Origin of the sequence: Actinopolyspora lacussalsi (genome assembly GCA_030803735.1) — a bacterium.
In the GTDB taxonomy this organism is placed as follows: domain Bacteria; phylum Actinomycetota; class Actinomycetes; order Mycobacteriales; family Pseudonocardiaceae; genus Actinopolyspora; species Actinopolyspora lacussalsi.
Map to the genome: position 1 here is coordinate 87,490 of JAURUC010000001.1, position 20,213 is coordinate 107,702.

13 protein-coding genes, 1 tRNA gene and 1 riboswitch are annotated in these 20,213 nt (G+C 68.9%); of the genes, 8 read left to right on the top strand and 6 right to left on the bottom strand.

The genetic code is table 11. The features are described from left to right. Nucleotides 1-14: 14 nt before the first annotated feature. Nucleotides 15-278 (bottom strand): DUF3263 domain-containing protein, encoded by a 264-nt coding sequence (locus J2S53_RS00425; protein ID WP_456239277.1) that lies wholly within the window; start codon nt 276-278, stop codon nt 15-17. A 265-nt stretch (nt 279-543) separates the two neighbouring features. Beyond that, a riboswitch (FMN riboswitch) is annotated at nt 544-675 on the top strand. Nucleotides 676-760: 85 nt separating this feature from the next. Between J2S53_RS00425 and J2S53_RS00430 the strand changes: the two genes are divergently transcribed. Next, entirely contained in the window at nt 761-1,444 is a 684-nt protein-coding gene (locus J2S53_RS00430) for a nicotinamide mononucleotide transporter family protein (RefSeq protein ID WP_456239278.1), read from the top strand. Nucleotides 1,445-1,512: 68 nt separating this feature from the next. Here J2S53_RS00430 and aceE read toward each other — a convergent pair whose 3' ends face one another. Continuing rightward, nucleotides 1,513-4,290: a pyruvate dehydrogenase (acetyl-transferring), homodimeric type gene (aceE, locus tag J2S53_RS00435; protein ID WP_456239279.1), complete on the bottom strand. Its 2,778-nt coding sequence runs from the start codon at nt 4,288-4,290 to the stop codon at nt 1,513-1,515. A 419-nt stretch (nt 4,291-4,709) separates the two neighbouring features. On the opposite strand from aceE, the gene J2S53_RS00440 reads away from it, so the two are divergent. The 7 genes from J2S53_RS00440 (at nt 4,710) to J2S53_RS00470 (ending at nt 11,428) form a co-directional block, all read left to right on the top strand. Beyond that, nucleotides 4,710-5,147: a DUF3052 domain-containing protein gene (locus J2S53_RS00440; protein WP_092975326.1), complete on the top strand. Its 438-nt coding sequence runs from the start codon at nt 4,710-4,712 to the stop codon at nt 5,145-5,147. 103 nt (nt 5,148-5,250) lie between these two features. Continuing rightward, nucleotides 5,251-5,715, top strand: a complete 465-nt coding sequence (locus J2S53_RS00445; protein WP_092975323.1) for a peroxiredoxin — start codon at nt 5,251-5,253, stop codon at nt 5,713-5,715. Nucleotides 5,716-5,761: 46 nt separating this feature from the next. Next, a tRNA-Val gene (locus J2S53_RS00450) sits at nt 5,762-5,833 on the top strand. Between the two features lie 489 nt (nt 5,834-6,322). Continuing rightward, nucleotides 6,323-6,904, top strand: a complete 582-nt coding sequence (locus J2S53_RS00455) for a TMEM165/GDT1 family protein (RefSeq protein ID WP_092975317.1) — start codon at nt 6,323-6,325, stop codon at nt 6,902-6,904. Between the two features lie 107 nt (nt 6,905-7,011). Further along, nucleotides 7,012-8,073, top strand: a complete 1,062-nt coding sequence (locus tag J2S53_RS00460) for a saccharopine dehydrogenase family protein (protein ID WP_456239280.1) — start codon at nt 7,012-7,014, stop codon at nt 8,071-8,073. 201 nt (nt 8,074-8,274) lie between these two features. Further along, nucleotides 8,275-8,658, top strand: a complete 384-nt coding sequence (locus J2S53_RS00465; RefSeq protein WP_092929183.1) for a hypothetical protein — start codon at nt 8,275-8,277, stop codon at nt 8,656-8,658. A gap of 289 nt (nt 8,659-8,947) precedes the next feature. Further along, nucleotides 8,948-11,428: a beta-glucosidase gene (locus tag J2S53_RS00470; RefSeq protein ID WP_456239281.1), complete on the top strand. Its 2,481-nt coding sequence runs from the start codon at nt 8,948-8,950 to the stop codon at nt 11,426-11,428. 129 nt (nt 11,429-11,557) lie between these two features. Here the strand turns inward: J2S53_RS00470 and J2S53_RS00475 are convergent, their stop codons facing one another. From J2S53_RS00475 to J2S53_RS00490, 4 genes are read right to left on the bottom strand one after another with little or no spacing between them, the layout of a single operon-like run. Then, complete coding sequence (locus tag J2S53_RS00475) at nt 11,558-12,841, bottom strand: DUF2399 domain-containing protein (RefSeq protein WP_456239282.1); 1,284 nt, start codon at nt 12,839-12,841, stop codon at nt 11,558-11,560. Further along, entirely contained in the window at nt 12,838-17,049 is a 4,212-nt protein-coding gene (locus J2S53_RS00480; protein WP_456239283.1) for a TIGR02680 family protein, read from the bottom strand. The genes J2S53_RS00475 and J2S53_RS00480 overlap by 4 nt, the downstream gene beginning before the upstream one ends. Next, entirely contained in the window at nt 17,046-18,302 is a 1,257-nt protein-coding gene (locus J2S53_RS00485) for a TIGR02678 family protein (protein ID WP_456239284.1), read from the bottom strand. Before J2S53_RS00485 ends, J2S53_RS00480 begins: the two co-directional genes overlap by 4 nt. Further along, entirely contained in the window at nt 18,299-20,095 is a 1,797-nt protein-coding gene (locus J2S53_RS00490) for a DUF2397 domain-containing protein (RefSeq protein WP_456239285.1), read from the bottom strand. Before J2S53_RS00490 ends, J2S53_RS00485 begins: the two co-directional genes overlap by 4 nt. Between the last annotated feature and the right edge of the window lie 118 nt (nt 20,096-20,213).

A 20,213-nucleotide genomic window follows, 5' to 3' on the forward strand; every position in this document is an offset into this window, starting at 1 on the left:
ACGGGGAAGAGCGTTCAGGAAGGGGTTTCGGGGCCTCTAGTGCCGGTCCCGCCGGAGCCTTCCCGTTGCCAGGCTCGGCCGTCCCGCACTCGTAACAACCTGTTGACCAGGGCAGGGGAGGCGGCCAGTGCCTCGGGGTCGTCCAGCAGCCGATTCAGCCGTTGGTAGTAGCGGATGGCGGAGAGCCCGAACCGCTCCTGGATGAGCCGTTCCTTGGTTCCCGAGTGCCGCCACCACTCGTTCTCGAAGGCGAGAATCGCCCGGTCGGTGTCGTTCAACCTGACTCTCCCTGGAGACGAGACGCGGGCGAGCTCCACGGGCCCGGTGAGTTCCACGGGCGGAGTGAAGCGTGGGGATTTTCTCCGGCGGCTCACGTGCCGTCGCCACGACGGATCACCGGGTGGGCGCGGTGCACCGGTCCGCCGTCAGTCTACGCGTGGGGGCACGTGGCCTCGACAGCGCGAATGATTCGCCGTGTTCCACCGCACAGTCCGATCGCGGAAGTGACCCGGGAGTGCTGTTGTTGATCGCGAAGAGCAAAACGTGCGCTCCGGGGCTCGGTGAAAGTCCGAACCGGCGGTGAGAGTCCGCGAACCGTGTTCCACTCCTGGTGGACCGGCCGATCCGGTGAAACTCCGGAACCGACGGTGAAAGTCCGGATGGGAGGAAGCGCACGCCGACCGCGTTCGGCCGCTGGTACCGCGCGGCTCGGTGTCGCTGCCCTTCGCGTCCCCGAAGGACGTCTCGGAAGGAGTGGGCAGTGCGGGCGATCGCCGAGTGGTTGCTCAGCAACGGTGTCGTCGTTCTCGGGCAGTCGATTTCCTGGGCGGAGCTGGTCGGTCAGATATGTGCGTTGGCGGTGGTCTTTCTCGCGCAGCGACGCACCCTGGCCACGTGGCCGGTGCAGATCCTGGCCACCCTGCTGCTGTTCGCGGTCTACGCCGCCGCGGAGCTGGGGGGTATGGCCTTCCGGCAGGTCGTGATCATGTTGATCTCGGTGTACGGCTGGGTTGCCTGGTACCGCCACCGCGACGCGGTGCACGGCGTGATCGTGCGCCGTGGCACGACCGGTGAGCGGTGGAGCCTCCTGGCGGCGCTGCTGCTGGGCTCCGCCGTGTTCGGCGCGTTGCTGCGGGTGCTGGACGCCTCCTGGGCGCCCTGGCCGGATGCCTGGATCTTCGTCGGCACCGTGGTGGCCTTCTGGGCCCAGGGGCGGGGACTGCTGGAGTTCTGGCTGATCTGGCTGGCCGTGGACGCGGTCAGCGTGCCGTTGCAGCTGGCGTCGGGTCTCTGGTTCAGCGCGGCGATCTACCTGGTGTTCGCGGCGCTGGTGCTGCACGGCTGGTTCAGCTGGCGGCGCACCGCCCGGCGACACCGCGACCGATCGGAAACCGAGCACGGAACCCTGCCCGCGGGTCGAGTCGGCCGCCGCGAGATCGGGTGAATCGTCGTGCTCCGGTGGGTGCCACGGGCGGCGGTCGGATCCGTACCGCCGCCCGTGGCACCCGCGGCTCAAGCGTCGCCGGACTCCGAGGTCTGCGGACCGGCCGCCCGCACGTCGTCGATCCGGTAGCGGGCGGCCGCCTCACTCACCCTCGACTGCTCGATCTCGCCGCGGCGTGCCAGTGCCGCGAGCGTGGTCACCACGGTGGACTCTGCATCGACCAGGAAGACCCGTCGCGCGGCTGGACGAGTGTCGGAGAAGCCGAAGCCGTCCGCGCCGAGCGTGGTCATCTCCCCCGGCACCCACGGGCGGATCAGATCCGGCACCGCACGCATCCAGTCGCTGACCGCCACCACCGGGCCCACCGCGGGGCGCAGCGCGCGGGTGACGTACGGCTCGCGCCGCTCGGCGTCCGGATGAAGCAGGTTGTCCCGGTCCACCGCCTCCGCCTCACGACGGAGTTCCGTCCAGGACGTCGCTGACCACACGTCGGCCGCCACCTCCCACTCGGTGGCGAGCATCTCCTGTGCGCGCAGCACCTCCGGCATGGCCACCCCGGAGGTCAGCAGCTGGGCCCTCGGACCTTGCTCGTTCTCGGCCCGCTTGTAGCGGTACAGGCCGCGCAGCAGGCCGTCGACGTCGATCCCCTCCGGTTCGGCGGGCTGCTGGTACGGCTCGTTGTAGACGGTGAGGTAGTAGAAGACGTTCTCCGGCTGTTCCCCGTACATCCGGCGCAGTCCGTCGCGGACGATGTGGGCGAGCTCGAATGCCCAGGCGGGGTCGTAGGAGACCACCCCCGGATTGGTGGCCGCCAGCAGCTGCGAGTGGCCGTCAGCGTGCTGCAGCCCCTCGCCGACCAGGGTGGTACGTCCCGCGGTGGCTCCGAGCAGGAAACCCCGCGCCATCTGGTCGCCCGCCGCCCAGAGGCCGTCGCCGGTGCGCTGGAACCCGAACATCGAGTAGAAGATGTAGACCGGGATCATCGGTTCGCCGTGGGTGGCGTAGCTCGTTCCGGCCGCGGTGAACGATGCGACCGAGCCCGCCTCGTTGATCCCCTCGTGCAGGATCTGGCCCTGGTCGCTCTCCCGGTAGGCCAGCATCAGCTGGTAATCCACAGGGGTGTAGGTCTGACCCGCCGGGTTGTAGATCTTCTGGGAGGGGAACATCGAGTCCATCCCGAAGGTGCGCGCCTCGTCCGGAATGATCGGCACCAGCCGCGGCCCGATCTCGGGATCCTTGGCGAGGTCCTTGAGCAACCGCACGAACGCCATCGTGGTCGCCACTTCCTGCTTGCCCGAGCCCTGGCGCACCACGTCGTAGACCTTGTCGCCGGGCAGCACCAGCGGTTTTGCCGGTGTGCGGCGTTCCGGCAGGTAGCCGCCCAGCTTGCTCCGGCGCTGCCGCAGGTACTGGATCTCCGGGGCGTCGTCCCCGGGGTGGTAGTAGGGCGGCAGGTAGGGATCCTGTTCGAGCTGGGCGTCCGAGATCGGGATGCGCAGGCTGTCCCGGAACAGCTTCAGGTCGTCCAACGCCAACTTCTTCATCTGGTGCGTGGCGTTGCGTCCCTCGAAGTGGGCTCCGAGTCCGTATCCCTTGATTGTCTTGGCCAGGATGACCGTGGGCTGACCGTGGTGCTCCATCGCCGCCTTGTAGGCCGCGTAGAGCTTGCGGTAGTCGTGCCCACCCCGGCGCAGGCCCCAGATCTGGTCGTCCGTGAAGTTCTTGACCATCTCCTTGGTGCGCGGGTCCCGCCCGAAGAAGTGCTCGCGCACGAACGCGCCGTCGTTGGCCTTGTAGGTCTGGTAGTCCCCGTCCGGGGTGGTGTTCATCAGGTTGATCAGCGCGCCGTCCCGATCGGCGTGCAGCAGGGAGTCCCACTCGCGTCCCCAGACCACCTTGATCACGTTCCAGCCGGCGCCGCGGAAGAACGCCTCCAGCTCCTGAATGATCTTGCCGTTGCCCCGAACCGGGCCGTCCAGCTGCTGCAGGTTGCAGTTGACCACGAACGTCAGGTTGTCCAGCCCCTCGTTCGCCGCCACCTGCAGCATGCCGCGTGACTCCGGCTCGTTCATCTCGCCGTCGCCCAGGAACGCCCAGACGTGCTGGTCGCTGGTGTCCTTGATGCCGCGGTCGCGCAGATACCGGTCGAACCTCGCCTGAAAGATCGCGTTCATGGGCGAGAGGCCCATCGACACCGTGGGGAACTCCCAGAACCCCGGCATCAGGCGCGGATGGGGGTAGGAGGGCAGCCCGCCTCCCGGGCCGGCGTGGGAGTACTCCTGGCGGAACCCGTCGAGCTGGTCGGCGGACAGGCGTCCCTCCAGGAAGGCCCGCGCGTAGATGCCGGGGGAGGCGTGCCCCTGGATGTAGAGGTGGTCACCGCCGCCGGGAGCGTCCTTGCCCCGGAAGAACCAGTTGAATCCGACCTCGTAGAGGCTCGCGGAGGAGGCGAAGGAGGAGATGTGCCCGCCCACGCCGACGCCGGGGCGCTGGGCCCGATGCACCATCATGGCGGCGTTCCAGCGCATCCAGGCCCGGTAGCGGCGTTCGGTCTCCTCGTCACCGGGGAACCAGGGTTCCAGCTCGGTCGGGATCGTGTTGACGTAGTCGGTACCGGTCAGCGAGGGCACGCCCACCCCGGTCTCGCCCGCGCGCTGGAGCAGCCGCAGCATCAGGTACCGGGCACGCTCCTTACCCGCGACGGACAGCACCGAGTTGAACGACTCCAGCCATTCCTCGGTCTCCTCCGGAGCGATGTCCGGGATGTGCGAAGCCAGACCGTTTCGAATCACCCGCACACGTTGTGGGGAGTTCGCGCCACCGGTCTCGTTGTTGTGCGGGGTCAAGGGGTCTCCTGGGGAAGTCGTGCGCGTGCTCGCCGGAGGCTCGCGATCCGGCAGCCTCATCGTCTCCCATCGTGCTGCACGGATGCGAACCGACACAGTTACCACTCGGTACGAACACGGCCCGGGTTGTGTGGTGGCCGTAGTACCGTCAGTCTCGTGGCGTGGCTCGTAACGGACAACGCGAACACCGCTTCGATTTCGCGGGCGCGCGCTCGCGCGGGAAGCCGGTGTCGTCCCCGAAAGCGGGGGCGGATGCTGTTCGCTGTTCGGTCACTGTCAGTGTTGATACGTCGTATCGTGCGATCTGCGGTTGCGTTGATGCCCGTCGACGGTGTTCGCTTACGGCAAGATCGTGCAAACTTGTCTCGTGCGTCGGGTGAACCACCCGCGCACATGAGAATTGGAGGAGTGAGAAAGCCGTGGTCGCCGCGGAAGACGCCGGTAAGAACGAAACCGACGTCGCCGAGAAGCTCGATATCGAGCCAGACATGGTGGTGCAGGAGATCGGCTGGGACGAGGATGTCGATGACACCGTCCGAGAAGCGATCGAGCAGCGTTGCGGAGGCGAACTGCTCGACGAGGATGCCGACGAAGTGGTCGATGTCGTCTTGCTGTGGTGGCGTGACGAAGACGGCGATCTCACGGACACACTTCTCGACATCATGGCGCCGCTGGCCGAGGAAGGCGTCATATGGGTGATGACGCCCAAGACCGGCCTCGATGGGCACGTCGAACCCAGCGACATCGCCGAAGCAGCCGCCACTTCCAACCTCGCACAGACCTCCAACCTGAGTCTCGGCGACAAGTGGACGGGAACCAGGCTGGCCTATCGCAAGCCCGCCAAGACCAAGCGGTGACGACTCCTACGCGCCGGTAACCGGATGGCTGCCGGTGCGCTCGTCGTCCCGATCGGTGTAGGTTCGGCGCCGGAACGCTGTCGTCGAACAGAAGGGTGGGCGCATGACGCTCGAGGTCGGTGCCACAGCGCCGGACTTCACGTTGCCGGATTACAACAAGGAGAAGGTGTCGCTGTCGGATTTCCGCGGCGACAAGAACGTGTTGCTGGTCTTCTACCCGTTCGCCTTCAGCGGTGTCTGCCAGGGCGAGCTCTGCCAGGTCCGCGACGACCTCGGTGACTTCCAGAACGACCGTGTCCAGGTGCTCGGAGTCTCGGTCGACTCCTCGTTCGCACTGAAGGCGTGGGCGGAGCAGGAGGGCTACACCTTCCCGCTGCTGTCCGACTTCTGGCCGCACGGTGAAGTCGCCAAGGCTTACGGAGTCTTCAACGAGCAGGCGGGCATGGCCAATCGGGGAACCTTCCTCATCGACACCGAGGGCAAGGTTCGATTCGCCGAGATGAACCAGCCCGGTGAGCCTCGTGACCAGGACGCCTGGCGAAAGGTGCTCGCGGAAGTATCCGCGTGACACCTCACGATGGCCGACCTGTAGGATACGGGTCGGCCATCGGCGAGGGCGCATAGCTCAGCGGAAGAGCACCTGCCTTACAAGCAGGGGGTCGCTGGTTCGAGCCCAGCTGCGCCCACAGTTGTTTACCCGCGAAAACGGCTTCTACCGCGATCGGTAGGAGCCGTTTTCGTTCTCTTTTGGTCCCGGTTCCGGTCGCAGTCCGCGAGGCAGCCGTCGAATTCTCGCGCACTCCCGGCGGGAGCAGCACGAACACGACCGCGGCGAACCGCCGTCCTCCCGACGATTTCGCGAGAAATCGACGCCGCGGCAATGGGACGCCGTATTCGTTGTCGTGCGGACACGCATTTCTTTTCTGGACTCGGGGAAACGAGTGTTTCGGGGCGGCGAAATCGGTTTTTGGTCGTTCTGCGTAATTGGGTCCATTTGTGGTTTACGACATTGGCTGTTGATTTTCGTGGGAATGTGGGTAATGTGGGCGAAGCCGACCGGAAGTGGTGTTCCCTGCGGCGCTGTCGTGTCGAAATGCCTGTGCACGGGTTTGCTCCGGTTTCGGTGGTGAGAAGCGGCGGGATGCTCGATCCGCCCCGACAAGTTTGGAGCCCACGTGCTCGTGAGTTTCGCACTCAGCTCCGTCGCGATTTTCGTCGCGGAGCTGGGTGACAAATCGCAACTGCTCGCCATGACGTTCGCGACGAGATACCGTGCCTGGCAGGTCCTGGTGGGAATCACCGTGGCCACGGTGCTCGTGCACGCCCTTTCCGTGGCGTTGGGCTTCGGAATCGGTAGCGCACTGCCGAACGGGTGGGTGGAACTCTGCGCGGGCGTGGCTTTCCTGGGGTTCGCGCTCTGGACACTGCGTGGCGACGAACTCGACGATTCGGGCAACGCCGCCGCGTCCGGCCGCGGCGTCCGTGCCGCCCTGCTGGCGGTGACCGTGGCATTCATGCTCGCCGAACTGGGCGACAAGACGATGCTGGCAACCGTCACGCTGGCCACTCGCCACGACTGGCTGGGTACGTGGCTCGGCTCGACACTGGGGATGGTCGCGGCGGACGCACTGGCCATCGTTGCCGGCCTGCTGCTGGCTCGGCGCCTGTCCTCGCGCGCCGTGCGCTACGGAGCGGCTTCACTGTTCGCGGTGTTCGGGGGATGGATGATCATTTCCTCACTTCCCTCGATCGGGTAAGTTTGTCGCTCGGCGCGATACGGTGCCGGGTTCCGACACGGAGTCCGACACGGTGCGCGCCTCTCGTCGCGGCGTGATACCCGACCGTCGATCGCGGAGGCTGGCCCATGGTCTGGATGCTCTACGGCGCCACCGGTTACACCGGCCGGTTGGTCGCGGAGCTCGCCGTGCGACGCGGACACCGACCGGTGCTCGCCGGACGTGATCCCCGCAAGCTCGCCGCCACCGCCGTGCCGCTCGGGCTGGAGTACCGGACGCTGAACCTGCGGGACACCCACCGGCTCGACGCGTGCCTGCGGGAGGTCGACACCGTGGCGCACTGCGCCGGTCCGTTCTCCGCGACCTCGGGCCCGATGGTCGACGCCTGTCTGCGTACCGGGACCCACTACCTGGACATCACGGGCGAGGTGGACGTTTTCGAGGCCGCCTTCGCGCGGGACGCCGAGAGCAGGACCGCTGGTGTGACGCTGTTGCCCGGTGCCGGTTTCGACGTGGTGCCGACCGACTGCCTGGCCGCGATGGTCGCTGCCGAACTGCCCGGTGCCACCGATCTCGATCTCGCGTTCACCACCACCGGTGGGATCAGCCCGGGCACGCTGAAAAGCGCGTTGGAGGGCGTGTCGTTGGGTGGTCGGGTCCGATTGGAAGGCGCCCTGCGTGACGTGCCCGTCGGCTGGCGCAGACGTACGGTCGACTTCCCCGGGGGACAGCGAGTCGTGACCTCGCTGCCCTGGGGGGATGTGGCTACGGCTTACCGCACCACCGGCATCGGCAACATCACGACCTTCGCGGGGCTGCCCGGCCTCGACCGGATGAATCCGACCGCCGCGCGTGTCACCCGAGACCTGTTCGGCAAACCCCGGGTTCGGCGCGTCGCCAACACCGCGATCGACGCCTTCGTGCGGGGACCGGGCCGCGGCAGCAGGTCGGCCAGCCGTGTGGAGGTCTATGCCGAGGCGGGCGACGCGGCGGGCAACGCGGTCAGTGCCGCGCTGATCGGGCCGGACACCTACGACCTCACCGCCGACGCGGTGCTGCGTATCGTCAGCGCGATCGAGGCGGGGGAGGTTCCGGTCGGTACGCGCACCCCCGCTACGGCTCTCGGCGCCGACTTCGTGCGTTCACTCGAAGGGGTGCGTGTGGTGGAACCCCGGCATTTTCCGGCATAGGGGCTGCGGGAATGCTGTCGTGACTCGGATGTCCGGCGGACGCGATCGAGCCGGTTCGGGAGCCGTTAAGGGTGCCCAAGGTGCTCCGAACGGATGATGTTCGAGCGCGTCGCGCCAGTTCTGTGATCGATTTCAGTACGCTCGGTTCGCGAGTCCGGCGGGCGCGCGGCAGCTCGCACTCCCGAACGTGGTTGGAAGTTCATGACCGAGCACGCCGATTCGATCGAGTTGACACTGGTACCGGTGACCGGGACCGACCGTGCCGCGCTGGACCGGCTCACCTGTTCGTTGGAACACGAACTGCTCGGGCTGCGGATCGAATCCCTGCAACGGCGTGACCGCGATCCCGGCCTCGGCGACATCCACGACGAGCGGGTGGGCACCCGCGAGTTCGTGGTGCGCGGTCTGCTGTCCGGCTCCGGCGTCCGGAAGATCGTCGCGTTGGTGCAGTCCTGGTTGCGACGCAACAACCAGGAGAGCGTGATCCTGCGGCTGGGCGCGGACAGCGTGGAGATAACCGGTTCCCCCACACGTAAGGCGCACCAGCTGCTCAAGGACTTCTATCGCCGCTACGACGAGGAGTGAGCACCAGCGCCGTTCACTTCGCTCCGTCCGCTCAAGGCCGCCGCACCTGAGCGGCAGCGCGGGGGGCGTGGTTGCCACGGGAGCAACCGCGTGCCGGCGGATCTCGACGCCGCGCGGTACGGCGACGGCAGGAGTCGTGACACGGTTGGGAACGTGAACGGTCGGGAACCGACGGGCCGCTCGCGGGCTCGTCCCGGTTGTCGGTTCCCGCGCTACCTATACCGTGGGCTCCGTTGATCACGCCTTCCCGGCCGAGAGCGATTCCGGAATCGCTGAGGAGGAGTCCGTCATGAGACCACCGCACATCACGGACGAGCGCATCGAGGAACTGCTGGGGCGCCTCGACGTCGAACGCAAGGTCCGACTGATCAGCGGTGCCGATTTCTGGCACACCCCCGCCGAGCCCGTGATCGGGTTGCGAAGCGTGTTCCTCTCCGACGGGCCCTCCGGAGTGCGCGGTGAGTTCTGGGACGAGCGTGATCCGTCGAGCTGCCTGCCCTCACCCACGGCCCTCGCAGCGACCTGGGACGAGTCGACGGTTGCCCGAGCTGCCGGGATCCTCGCCGCCGAGGCGAGCCGCAAGGGGGTGCACGTGGTGCTCGGCCCGACGATCAACCTGCACCGCAGTCCGCTCGGCGGCAGGCATTTCGAGTGCTTCTCCGAGGACCCGCTGTTGACCGGGCGGATGGCCGAGGCCTATGTCACCGCCCTGCGGAAAGCCGGTACGGCCGCGACCCCGAAGCACTACGTCGCCAACGACTCCGAGACCGAGCGTTACACCGTCGATGTCCGGGTGGACGAGCGCACGCTGCGCGAGGTCTACCTGGCACCGTTCGAACGCGTGGTCGCCGCGGGCGCCTGGCTGGTCATGTCCGCTTACAACGGGGTGAACGGCCACACCATGACCGAACACCCGTTGCTGACCGATCCACTGCGCGCGGAGTGGGGATTCGATGGGGTGGTGGTCTCGGACTGGACCGCCGTGCGCAGCACGGAGTCAGCAGCGGCTGGCAACGATCTCGCCATGCCGGGACCTTCCGAGGTCTGGGGCGGGCCGTTGCTCGAAGCCATCCGTGCCGGGCGGATCGCCGAAGCCACCGTCGACGAGAAGGTGCGCCGGATCATTCGGCTGGCCGCGCGTGTCGGCGCGCTCGACGACCCCACCCAACTCGACGACCCCACCCAACTCGATGAGCCGGCCCAACTCGATGAGCCGCCGACAGCGTCGGACCGGAGCCGAATCCTCCGTGAGGTCGCCGCCGACTCGATGGTGTTACTGCGCGACGAGGGTCCGTTGCTGCCGCTGCGGCGTTCCGAGCTGGGCAGGGTGGCCGTACTCGGCCACAACGCCTCGGCCGCCCGAAGCCAGGGAGGTGGCAGTTCCAGCGTGGTGCCGGAGTACACGGTCTCACCGCTGGAGGGACTGCGCGCGGCGCTCGAACCCACGACCGAGGTGGTCCATCGCGAAGGGGTGACCGTCCGGGACGGACTCGAACCGATTCCGACCGAGATGCTGACCGATCCGGAGACCTCGGAACGCGGAGTGCGGGTACGCTTCCGCGGCGCGCGGGGAGAGCTGCTCGGCACCGAGCACCGTGGCACCGCCCAGCTGATGTGGACCGGCCCGGAACTGCACGGAGCGGATGCGGTCGAGGTCATCGCCAGGGTTCACCCGGCAGTGGGCGGCGAGTACGAGCTCGGCGTGGCGGGTATGGGGCAGCACACCCTGTCGGTCGACGGTTCGGTGGTGCTGGAGCGAACGCTCGAACCGGAAGGCGACGACCCGGCGGCGGGCTTTCTCGCCCCGCCTTACGCCACGGTGCCGGTGGAGCTCGAACCGGAGCGTCCGTTCGACGTGCTCGCCACTCACCGGGTGTCCGGTGCGCCGCTCAGCGCCGTGACGCTGGGACTGCTCCCGAAGCGACCGGACGAGGAGCGGGAGTTCTCCGAGGCAGTGTCAGTCGCTTCCGAGGCCGATGCCGCCGTCGTCGTGGTCGGTACCACCGCGCGTACCGAGAGCGAGGGCTTCGACCGGGACACGCTCGCGCTTCCCGGCAGGCAGCGCGAACTCGTCCGCGCCGTCGCCCGGGTGAACCCGCGCACCGTCGTGGTGGTGAACTCGGGCGCACCGGTCGAGCTGGAGTGGCACGAGGAGGTCCCCGCCGTGCTGCTGAGCTGGTTCCCGGGGCAGGAGGGCGGTAACGCGCTGGCCGACGTCCTGCTGGGTGAGAGCGAACCGGGTGGTCGGCTGCCGACCAGTTGGCCGCTGCGCCAGGACGACGTGCCCGTGCTCGAAACCCGACCCGATCACGGGAAGCTGGCCTACACCGAAGGTCCGCACCTCGGCTACCGGGCGTGGCAGCGGGCCGGGCGGCAGCCCGCGTACTCCTTCGGGCACGGCCTGGGATACACCGAGTGGGAGTACTCCGCGCTGCTGGGGCCGGACCGGATCGGTACCGGAGAGGACGCCCTGTTCCGGGTGCGGTTGCGCAACACCGGTGATCGGCACGGCAAGGAGGTCGTGCAGCTGTACCTGCGGCGGACCGAGTCGGCTGTGGACCGTCCCGCACTGTGGTTGGCGGGATTCGCCACGATCGAGGCCGATCCCGGTGAGGAGACGAGCGTCCCGGTGCGACTGGAGGCCACCGCGTTCCGGCACTGGGATCCAGCCGCGGGCGGCTGGAGTTTCGAACCCGGCACCTTCACCGTGCTCGCCGGACGCAGCGTCGCCGAGCTTCCGCTGCGCGCCGAACTCACGCTCGACGCTTGAGCTCTCCCCGGCCGGGCTACCCGGCCGGGTAGCCCGGCCGGGTAGCGCAGCTGGTCGCGTGGTGGCAACCGGTGTCGTGGTCGCCACCCGCGGCGGCGATTTCTCGCGGAATCGCCGGGCCACTGCTTCTCAGGCCGCCGGGCCGACGAGCCCGCTCCGCAGGTCGTGCAACAGGTCGTCGAGTACTATCTCCTCCTCGACGGCACGTCCCGCGCTGGACATGACTTCGACGAGCTCGGGGTCCCACGGCGCTTCGGTGGGGTTCTCGTCCAGGATCCGCAGGTCGGTGCGTCGGGCGGCGGCCCGGTTCACCGTCTCGCGGTAGTCCGCCGCCGACATCCGCCACGGCACGAATCCCGGCCGCTCGTACAGCGCCCCCGCGACGGAGAGCCCCGTCCAGTCGAAGTCGCAGTGCAATCGCAGGATCGCTCCGTCGGCCCGCAGCCGGTCGAGCAGTTCCAGCGCCACGGTGCCGGGACGTCCGGAGAGGCACACCACCGGGTGCCGGACACCGGAGGTCACGGCGGCTTCGAGCGTCCGCGTGTGCTGGCACACCGCGATCACCGTGCCCGGTTCGACCAGGGGCTCCGGGGCGGCCCGGAGGTCGAGGAGCGTCAGGTGCGTCGGCAGTCCCAGCTCGGTGCGTTCCCGCACGGTGCCCGACCACGTGTCCTCTCCCGGAAGTGGCAGTGCCCAGCAGGGCACCGTGGCCGAGATTCCGTCCGGTGTGACTCCGCAGCGTTCCCACAGGGTCCGGCGTTCGCGTTCACCGCCCGGTGAGTCCGTGCCGTGCGCCATCGATGCGGCACGCAGCACCACTCGGCTCAACGTGGTTCCGTTGTCCAGCTCGTACTCGTTCCCGGCGCACCGCGCTGCCAGCTCGGTGCGCGACCACCGGACCCGTGGCTGTCGATCCGGGTCCAGCACGAGACGTGCCAGTACCGCGGCGGCCCGTTCCGCGGTCGCGTCCAGGTCCGAGTCGGCCACCCGCCCGTACTGCCTTACCCAGTCGGTCCACGCCGCGGCCCACGGCTGTTCCGCCAGGCCGTGTTCGGCCAGCGCCGCGTTCAGCACCCCGACGGTTCGGTCCTGTGCGTGCTCTCGGCGTCGCGAACCCGACTCCTGCCGGGTGACCGGCCGTTCGTGCAGGATCTCCAGCAGCCGTTCCAGATCGACCCCGTGTGAGCTCGCACGCAGCGATTCGTCCAGCTTGGACACATTGATCCTGGTTCCCTGCCCCCACATGGGGCGGCCGTAGACCTCGCCCACCTTCTGGCGGGTCCGTTCGTCCGGCAGCTCCAGCCGGAACGTCGGAGGGCGGTCGGCGGCCTCCAGCGCCTGCCTGGCGCGTTCCCAGAGGCCCCGCAGCTCCGGCAGGTCCCAGACGGCGCGAATGCTCTCGGGATCGTTCAATGTTCCGTCCGCTCCAGACCGCGACCGTTCCACACGGTGTGGGTGCAGGCGATTCCGTGCCCGCTGCGCGGTCGCAGCACGTCGTAGATGTGCATCTTCGGGATCTTGGGGGAAACTCCCCAACCGCTCGGCCAGGTGATCATCCAGTCCATGTCCAGATCCACCAGCAACCCCAGCATACGTGCCACCGTCGGGTCGTCCAGGCGCTCGAACGCCTCGTCCAGCAGTACGAGCCGCAACGGGTCGTGCTGCTGGGCCGCGGACTCGATGGCGTCGTAGAACGAAGCGGCCGCCGCGAACAGGGTCACGTAGGACACCAGCCGGGTTTCCCCCGAGGACAACTGTCGCAGTCGCCGCACCCGCCGCTGGTTGTCGGGACCGGAGTCGCGGACCCGCACCGTGAACTCGTACCAGTCCCGGTAGTCCAGCGCCTTGGACAGGATCTCACCGTAACCGCCGGAAACGCTCTCCCGCTGTGACTCGATCAGATCGGTGAAGACCCGTCGCAGCAGGGCGTCCTCCTGTTCCCCGCGTTCCGCGAACGGTTTCCGGACCACCTCGATGGCCTGCCGCATGTCCTCGCTCAGCGCGGTGGCGGGCTGCCAGTCCAGCTGCACGTGCACCCCCTGGCTGGAGCGCGCCCCCTCCAGCACCCGGTTCATCCGGTCGCACAGATCCCGGGCCACCGCGATCTGGTCGCGCAGCCGCTCCGCGAGATCGCGGATGAGGTAGTCGGCGAAGATCGACCGGTACTGTTCGTTGAGGTACTCGCGCTGCTCGGCCAACCGCCGGTTTATCCGCATGGCCGCCTCGGCGACGGGCAGCGGACCCTCCTCGCCGATCACGGTCACGGTCAGCACCTCGTCCTCCTCGGCCGTGGTGACGTCGAAGTGGCCGCTCAGCGACTGCTTCAGCGGGTGCAGTTTGTCGTGCACCGCCTTGGCCGTCGTGCTACCCGGGGACGACCGGGCCACCGTGGTGGACAGCAGCGCGGTCACCGATTCCTCGACCCCACCTGGTTCTTCGGGCAGTTCCCCCTCGGTGGCGGCCACGGCCGCTGCCCACAGCCCCGGTAGTTCCATCGCCCGACGCAGCGCGCTCGCCGCTTCGCTGCTCTCCGACTCGCGCTCGGACAACCGGGCACGAGCCGCCGTCAGCTTCTCGTCGAGCTTCCCGGCCTCCTCCCGGGCCGCCGAGACCTGCTCCCTGACTTCGGGGAGCAGGTCTCGGAGCTGTTCCTGCTCCCGCGTCAGCTCCGCGACCTGTTCGGCGACGCGCCTGCCCTCGTCGTCGACGGAGGCGGTCAACTCCGCCAGAGCGGCGGCCTGCTCGGCGTGGTTCGCGCAGTGTTGCTCGGCCAGCGACTCCGCCGCCATCCGGTCGGCCACCGTCGCGTCGTGGTGCAGCACCGTGGTGCCCAGCTGCTCCAACGTGCCGAGGCATCGGGATCCGATCGCCTCGCGCAGGGTTTCCAACGCCCGCCGGGCATCAGTGGCGGACCGGTTGGCCTCCTGCAGCGCTTCGGTCTCCGGTTTCAACCCCGCTCCGCCCGCCGCGCGGGACAGCTCGGAACGCATCGCCTGCCAGCGCGCCTCCGCCTGTTCGTGGGCCTGCCGCAACCGGTTCGCGGTGCGCTGTGCCTCGTCCGCGTCGTCGACGGCGCTGCTCAGCCTCGCGTGCGCGCTGAACAGTTCGTCGTCGTCCGGGTAGGACTCCAGCTCGCGCTCCAGCGACTCGGCACGTCGTCCCGTGTCGGCCCGCTGCCGCTCCAGCTCACCGAGCTCCGCCCGAAGTTCCGCCAGCTCGGCCTCCAGCTCGGTGATGCGCTGCTGCCGAGCGGCACCGCGAGCCCCAGCGCCCACGTACTCGGCCATCTCCTTGCGCCACGCGCCGGAGAGCACGCCGCTGCGCCAGCGGCCGTCGGCGAGCACCGCCGTTTCCGCCGTGTCGTCCACGGCGACCGAACACAGCAACGCCTTGATCCGCGCCTCGGGGACGGGGCAGTCCGGTTCGGCGGCGGGCACCAGCAGTTCGGACAGGGAGCCCCCGGTGAGCCGTTCGCCCGGGGTCGCCACCACGTCGGAGGTGGCGACGTCGGTGGCGGTGCCGTCGGTTGTCACCCACGCGTTGAGCAGTCCGCAGGCCTCCAGCGCACCTTCCAGCGCGGCCCGTTCGGCCCCGGAAAGCGATTCCGCGAAGTCCACCAGTCGGTAGAACGCCTCGCCAGAGCCCGGGTCCCGTTCCGCGGTGGCCCAGGAGGGCGAGGCCGGTACCCGCTCGCCGCCGGAGCGCAGTTCCGCGAGTTCGGTGTCGCGTTCCGACACCGCCGAACGGGTCTCCGCCAGCTTCCGGTCCAGCTCGGTGATGCGCATCCGCACGCGATGCAGCACCGGCTGCGCCCACTCGCGCATCCGCTCCCGACCGCCGCGCGCCGCGAAGCGGTCGGCTGTCAGCTGTTCCGGCGTCGGTGATTCCGGGGGCGGGGGTGTTCCCGCGGCCTCGCTCGCCAGCGCGCCGTCGTGCCACCAGCGTCGAACCCGGTCCAGCCATGCCACGGCGGTGTCGTACAGGTCCTGCCGTACCTGGTTGCGTCGTGCTGCGGCCTCCGTGGCGGTCAACTTCGCCGCTTCGGCCTGTCGTCCGGCGTCGGAGACCTCGGCCCGCTGCCGATCCGTCTCCTCGGCCTGCTGCCGCAGTGTCAGGGTCAACGCACCGCGTTCCCGCGCGGCCTCGACCGCCCCGGCGGCGTGCTCGTCGACCTCACGCAGCCGCGAGGCGAGTTCCTCGGTGTCGGGTTGTGGGGGGATGTGCCGTGCCACGTCGAGCCATTCGGAACCGCTGTCGGCCGTGCCGCGCACGACCTCCCAGCGGACCGTGGCCTCGGTGGGAGGCATCGTCGGTATCGCCGGTGCCAGCGAACCGTCCAATCCCGACGCCCTGAGCCCGGCATCGGCCTGTTGGCGGTGCTGTTCGGCCGCGTCGATGTCCGAGCTCAGTCGTTCCAGCATGCCCAGCACCGTGGAGACCGAGCGCTGTTCCTGGTCACGGTGCCGTTCGGCCGTGCGCAGCGCGCCCTCCGCCGCGGAGCGCTCGTTGTCCACCAGTGCCCTGCGGTCGTGCAGGTTCTGCAGCTCGGTGTAGGCCGGACTCTGTCGCAGCGCCCCCAGCGAGGAGTCCAGCTCGCGGTCACGCCGCTCCAGCTCGCCGACCCGTTCCTCGCTCGCGGAACGTTTGTCCAGTTCGGATCGGTACCGCTCGGCCAGCTCGTCGATCGTAGTGTGCAGCGAGTCGTGCTGCCTGGCCGCCTCGCGGGACGCCTTCGCACGTGTGCGCAGGACTGTCAGCGCGTAGTCCGCGTAGGTGGTCAGGAACGAGCTCAGCGCGCTGTCGGCCGTGGTCAGCCGCAGGATGTTCTCGCGGATGGACTCCAGGTCCTCGAACGAGGTCGCCAGCCGCTGTATCAGCGTCGAGTCCAGCGGCGGCAGCGCGTCGGACAGGATCTGTTCGAGCTGTCCCTCCTGCACCCGCAGTCCGACGTCGGGGTTGCGCAGCGTGCGTTGCAGGTGCAGCAGGTCGCCGTAGCGCTCCGGGGTGATGCCGTAAACCGTGCCCGCGATTCTGGCCCGGAAGGACTGCTCGTCGTGCAGGCACTCCGCACCCAGCTCCTCGCGCAGCTGGGGCTGGCTCAGCGGCACCTCTCCCGGACCGATCAGCCGCAGGTCGTGCTCGACCCGGCGTTCGGTGACGAACCGCCAAGAATCGCTGATCTGGTTCGAGGTCGCGGTGGCCTTCACACCGATCCCGCAGGTCAGAAACCGTTCGGAGCCGTCGTGCGAGATCCTGGACAGTTCCACCCAGGCATAGCCGAGCCGGTTGCCACCGCTCTCGCGCTCGTCGAGCATCAGCCGCTTCATGCTGACCGTGTCGAATCCCTTGGACCCGATCTGCCGCAGATCACCGTCCAGGCACAGCGGCAGCAGCAACTCCAGGGTCCGGGACTTCCCGGAGCCGTTGGTCCCCTGGAAGATCGCGCGTCCACCGCTGAGGTCGAACGTCTGGTTGGCGTACTGCCAGATGTTGACCACGCCGCCCCGCCGCAGGCGCCACCGGCTGCCGACCCCCTCACCTCCGGGGGGCTCTCCGCCGGAAGCGGTCGAAAGGTGCTGTGCTGCCGCACCGTCGGGCTGCGTCACCGCTTCCGTGCTCACCGGGCGGGTTCTCCTTCCGGATAGTCGAACAACGCTAGGTCGGGCACCGCTGTTTCGGCGGGGGGTTCGGTTTCCCGCTCCGCCGGGGCCGGTTCACCGTCGGGAATCGGTAGCCAGCGGTGCGCGCTGGGGCTGAGCAGCCACCACTCCGTATCCCCGGATTCGTGCGGGATCAGCACGCCCACCCGCCGCAGCAGGTCCACCACCATCGTGACCAGCGAGTCCGGGTCTTCGATCGCCCGGCGGGACCAGGCGGCCGGATACCTCTCCAGCAGCTCCTCGCAGACCCTGCCGAAATCCTCCCGCGTCACCGGGTGCCGGTGGTCGCCCTCCCTGGCCGTCGAGCCGTCCAGCAGCCGCGGAATCGCGAGCTGTGCCACGCGCGCCACCGTCGAGCTACCGGGGAACGAGGTGTCGTTGAGGTAGTCCTGCGGGTCGGTCGTGGCGATGCCCTCCGAACGTGACTCGGCGACGATGCCGAAGTACCGCTCCAGCAGCCGGGTCTCACCGGCACGGTGCCTGCGCAACCAGTTCGCCTGCGACTCCGGGAGGTCTCGGTAGTGCACCACCGGATCCTCCACCAGCCTGCGCCGCACGGCCTGTTCCACAGGGGCCGCGTGCACGCCCGCATCGCCCGACGCCAGTTCCACCAACCGTTGCGGACCGTCGGCCTCCGACAGCGGTCCGCTCACGAGTTGACCGAGCAGATCGGTATCGACGGTGATCAGCGCCTCCGCCGTGGCGTCGCCGGCGAGCGGGCCGACCGTGCCCTCGGTCTCGGTGAGCACCCCGAGGGCGACCAGATGGCGCAGTGCGGTGGCCAGCGCCCTGCGGTCACCGGGCTCGTCGTCGATCGTGATCCCCGCTTCCACGGCGGCTCCACGAACGTCGTCGATCAGCCGTGACAGCAGTACCTGCTTTCCGCACCCGGTCAGCGCGGCCAGCGTCAGCGCCACGTAGGCGTAGCCACGCGGGGTGAGAGTGGGGACCGCCCTGGTGGCGTCCCGACCGGGGCCGGACTTGTACAACCGCGCGTACCGCCTGCGGATCACCAACCGGTAGCCGAGCAGCGTGGCGAACAGCTCCCGCAGCACCTCGCGGTGGCGGTAGATCATGCCCAGCAGGTCGCCGTCCTGACTCGCCGCGTGCAGTAACGGGCGGCGCAGCAGCGTCCTGGCACAGCGCACCACGTTGGCCGCGTCTATATCGCCGAGTCGGTCGAACCCCGGAACCGAGGTCTCCCGTGTTCTCATCGGATCGCTCCGTCGGTGACGTTCTCGTGGTTCGCGGCGCCGGTCGTGGTGAACCTCCCGGACATCTCGGAGACGTCCAGCTCCACCGCCGTGTCCCGCAGGGTCAGCTCGCCGCGCACGCTGGAGATCGTGGTCGGTCCCTCCGGGCTGTGTCGGATCCGCAGCCGCAGTCGGTGAACCGGTTCCAACGCCGTGCGGGTTTCGGCCGGATCCTCCCGATCGGCCATCGCCAGCGTCAGCAGTTCGCACAGCACTTCCAGCGCGTCGGCGGAGAATCTGCTCCCCGCCGGGTTTTCCGACGCGGCGGCCAGCTCCGCCACGGCAGCGGCACGTCGCTGCTGCTCGGCGCGGCGTTCGTCCAGCAGTTGCCGCTCGGTCATTGGGTCGTGCAGCACCCGAGAAGTGCCGCCGCTGCCGCTCCGATCGGCGCGGTTGCGGACGTTGACCGGGATCTCCACGCGGTTTCCCGCGAGCCAACTGGTGGCGTGCTCGTCCCCGTCGTGCGGCGGGGCGGGCTGAAAACACCGGGAGGAGTACAGCCCGAAAGCGGCGGCGTAGAGCCGATGCGCCCCGGCCTGGTCCGAGTCGTCGAACCAACGCGCCAGGTGGAGCAGATCGCTCCGACGCCCCGGTACCGGCCCACCGCCCGAGGTTGCGTGCTTGACGCTGGCCAGCAACGAGCCGATCGCGCGTGCGGTGGCCTCGCGCAGGGCCGACACCTGGCTCGGCCTGCCCGGCGAGTCCAGGAACCAGTCGGTGAGTTCCTGCCAGTCGGCCCCGGTCCTGCCGCGTGCCCGTTCCACCTCGTCACCGAGGTCCTCCACGGTGCCCAGCGCCGCCAGCAGTTGGTCCCGACGCCGCGCCAGCACGCTCAACGACGCCGCGATCGGTTCGGTGTGGCGGATCACGTCCTCGACCACCGACTGGATGTACTCCACCAGCAGGTTCCGGAAACCGGATATCTCGCCCGCGTTCAGGTGATGCCTGGTGACCACCTGACCGAGGTAGGCGTAGAAATCGCGAACGGTGTCGGCGAGCTCGGAGTGCTGCAGGAAGACCGTGGTTACCTGTTCCGAGAGGCGTTCCCTGGTCTGCTCCGACAGGGCTGCGGCGCTCGTCTCCTCGGGAAGCAGCTCTACGATCCCGCTCAGCCCGCGTTCGATGGCAGGCAGCAACTCCTTGGAGACTTCCCGGGCCCCCTCGGGGACCCGCAACAGCGCGTCCACGTCCCGCTGCACCCGCACACCCAGCTTGCTCACCTGGAAGCGGACACTGCCGTGCTGGAACTCCGCGATGCTGGACGCGGTTGTCTCGCGTCTGCCGTGGGTCAGGTTGCCCCACTCGCGGAGCTTGCGCAGCCGTTCGACCACGGTCGACAGCTCGGACTCGCCCTCGGAGATCCTGCCCTCGCGCTCGGCCACCGCCAGCGTTCCCGCGACCTCCGCCGCGGAGAGGTCCGCGAGCAGTGTGGAGGTGAACAGCCGCATGATCGTCAGGTAGGTGCGGTGACCGCTCACCTGCAGATGACGGTAGAGCAGCAGGCGTCGTTCACCGGAGTCGACCTCCGCGCCCGCCGGAAGGTCCCGTTCGGCCGTCGGGCTGTCCGAGACCTCGTCGCCCGCGGCGGCTGTTCCGCTGTTCGGGGAAGCGGTTCTCGCGAGGTCCGCGCCGTCCGTTCCGGTCCCGGTGATCCGCTCCGGCCCCGGTGGACGTGCGACCGGGGCACCGTGGGGCGGCACGGCGTTCGGCATCGCCCCGGAGCGCGGCTCGACGGCTTCGTGATCGGCGGTCACGGTCAGCCACGATAACTCCGGTCACGGACGCCACCGAAAACACTCCGTTACTCGTGGCCTCGGTGTGCCTCGCGTCGTCACGGAAAGGTAGCGTGCGCCACGGACGTGGTCGACCTTG

Coding starts and splice junctions, on each gene's coding strand:
- J2S53_RS00465 (WP_092929183.1), top strand. CDS start 8,275: ATGACCGAGCACGCCGATTCGATCGAGTTGACACTGGTACCGGTGACC.
- J2S53_RS00445 (WP_092975323.1), top strand. CDS start 5,251: ATGACGCTCGAGGTCGGTGCCACAGCGCCGGACTTCACGTTGCCGGAT.
- J2S53_RS00485 (WP_456239284.1), bottom strand. CDS start 18,302: ATGAGAACACGGGAGACCTCGGTTCCGGGGTTCGACCGACTCGGCGAT.
- J2S53_RS00460 (WP_456239280.1), top strand. CDS start 7,012: ATGGTCTGGATGCTCTACGGCGCCACCGGTTACACCGGCCGGTTGGTC.
- J2S53_RS00470 (WP_456239281.1), top strand. CDS start 8,948: ATGAGACCACCGCACATCACGGACGAGCGCATCGAGGAACTGCTGGGG.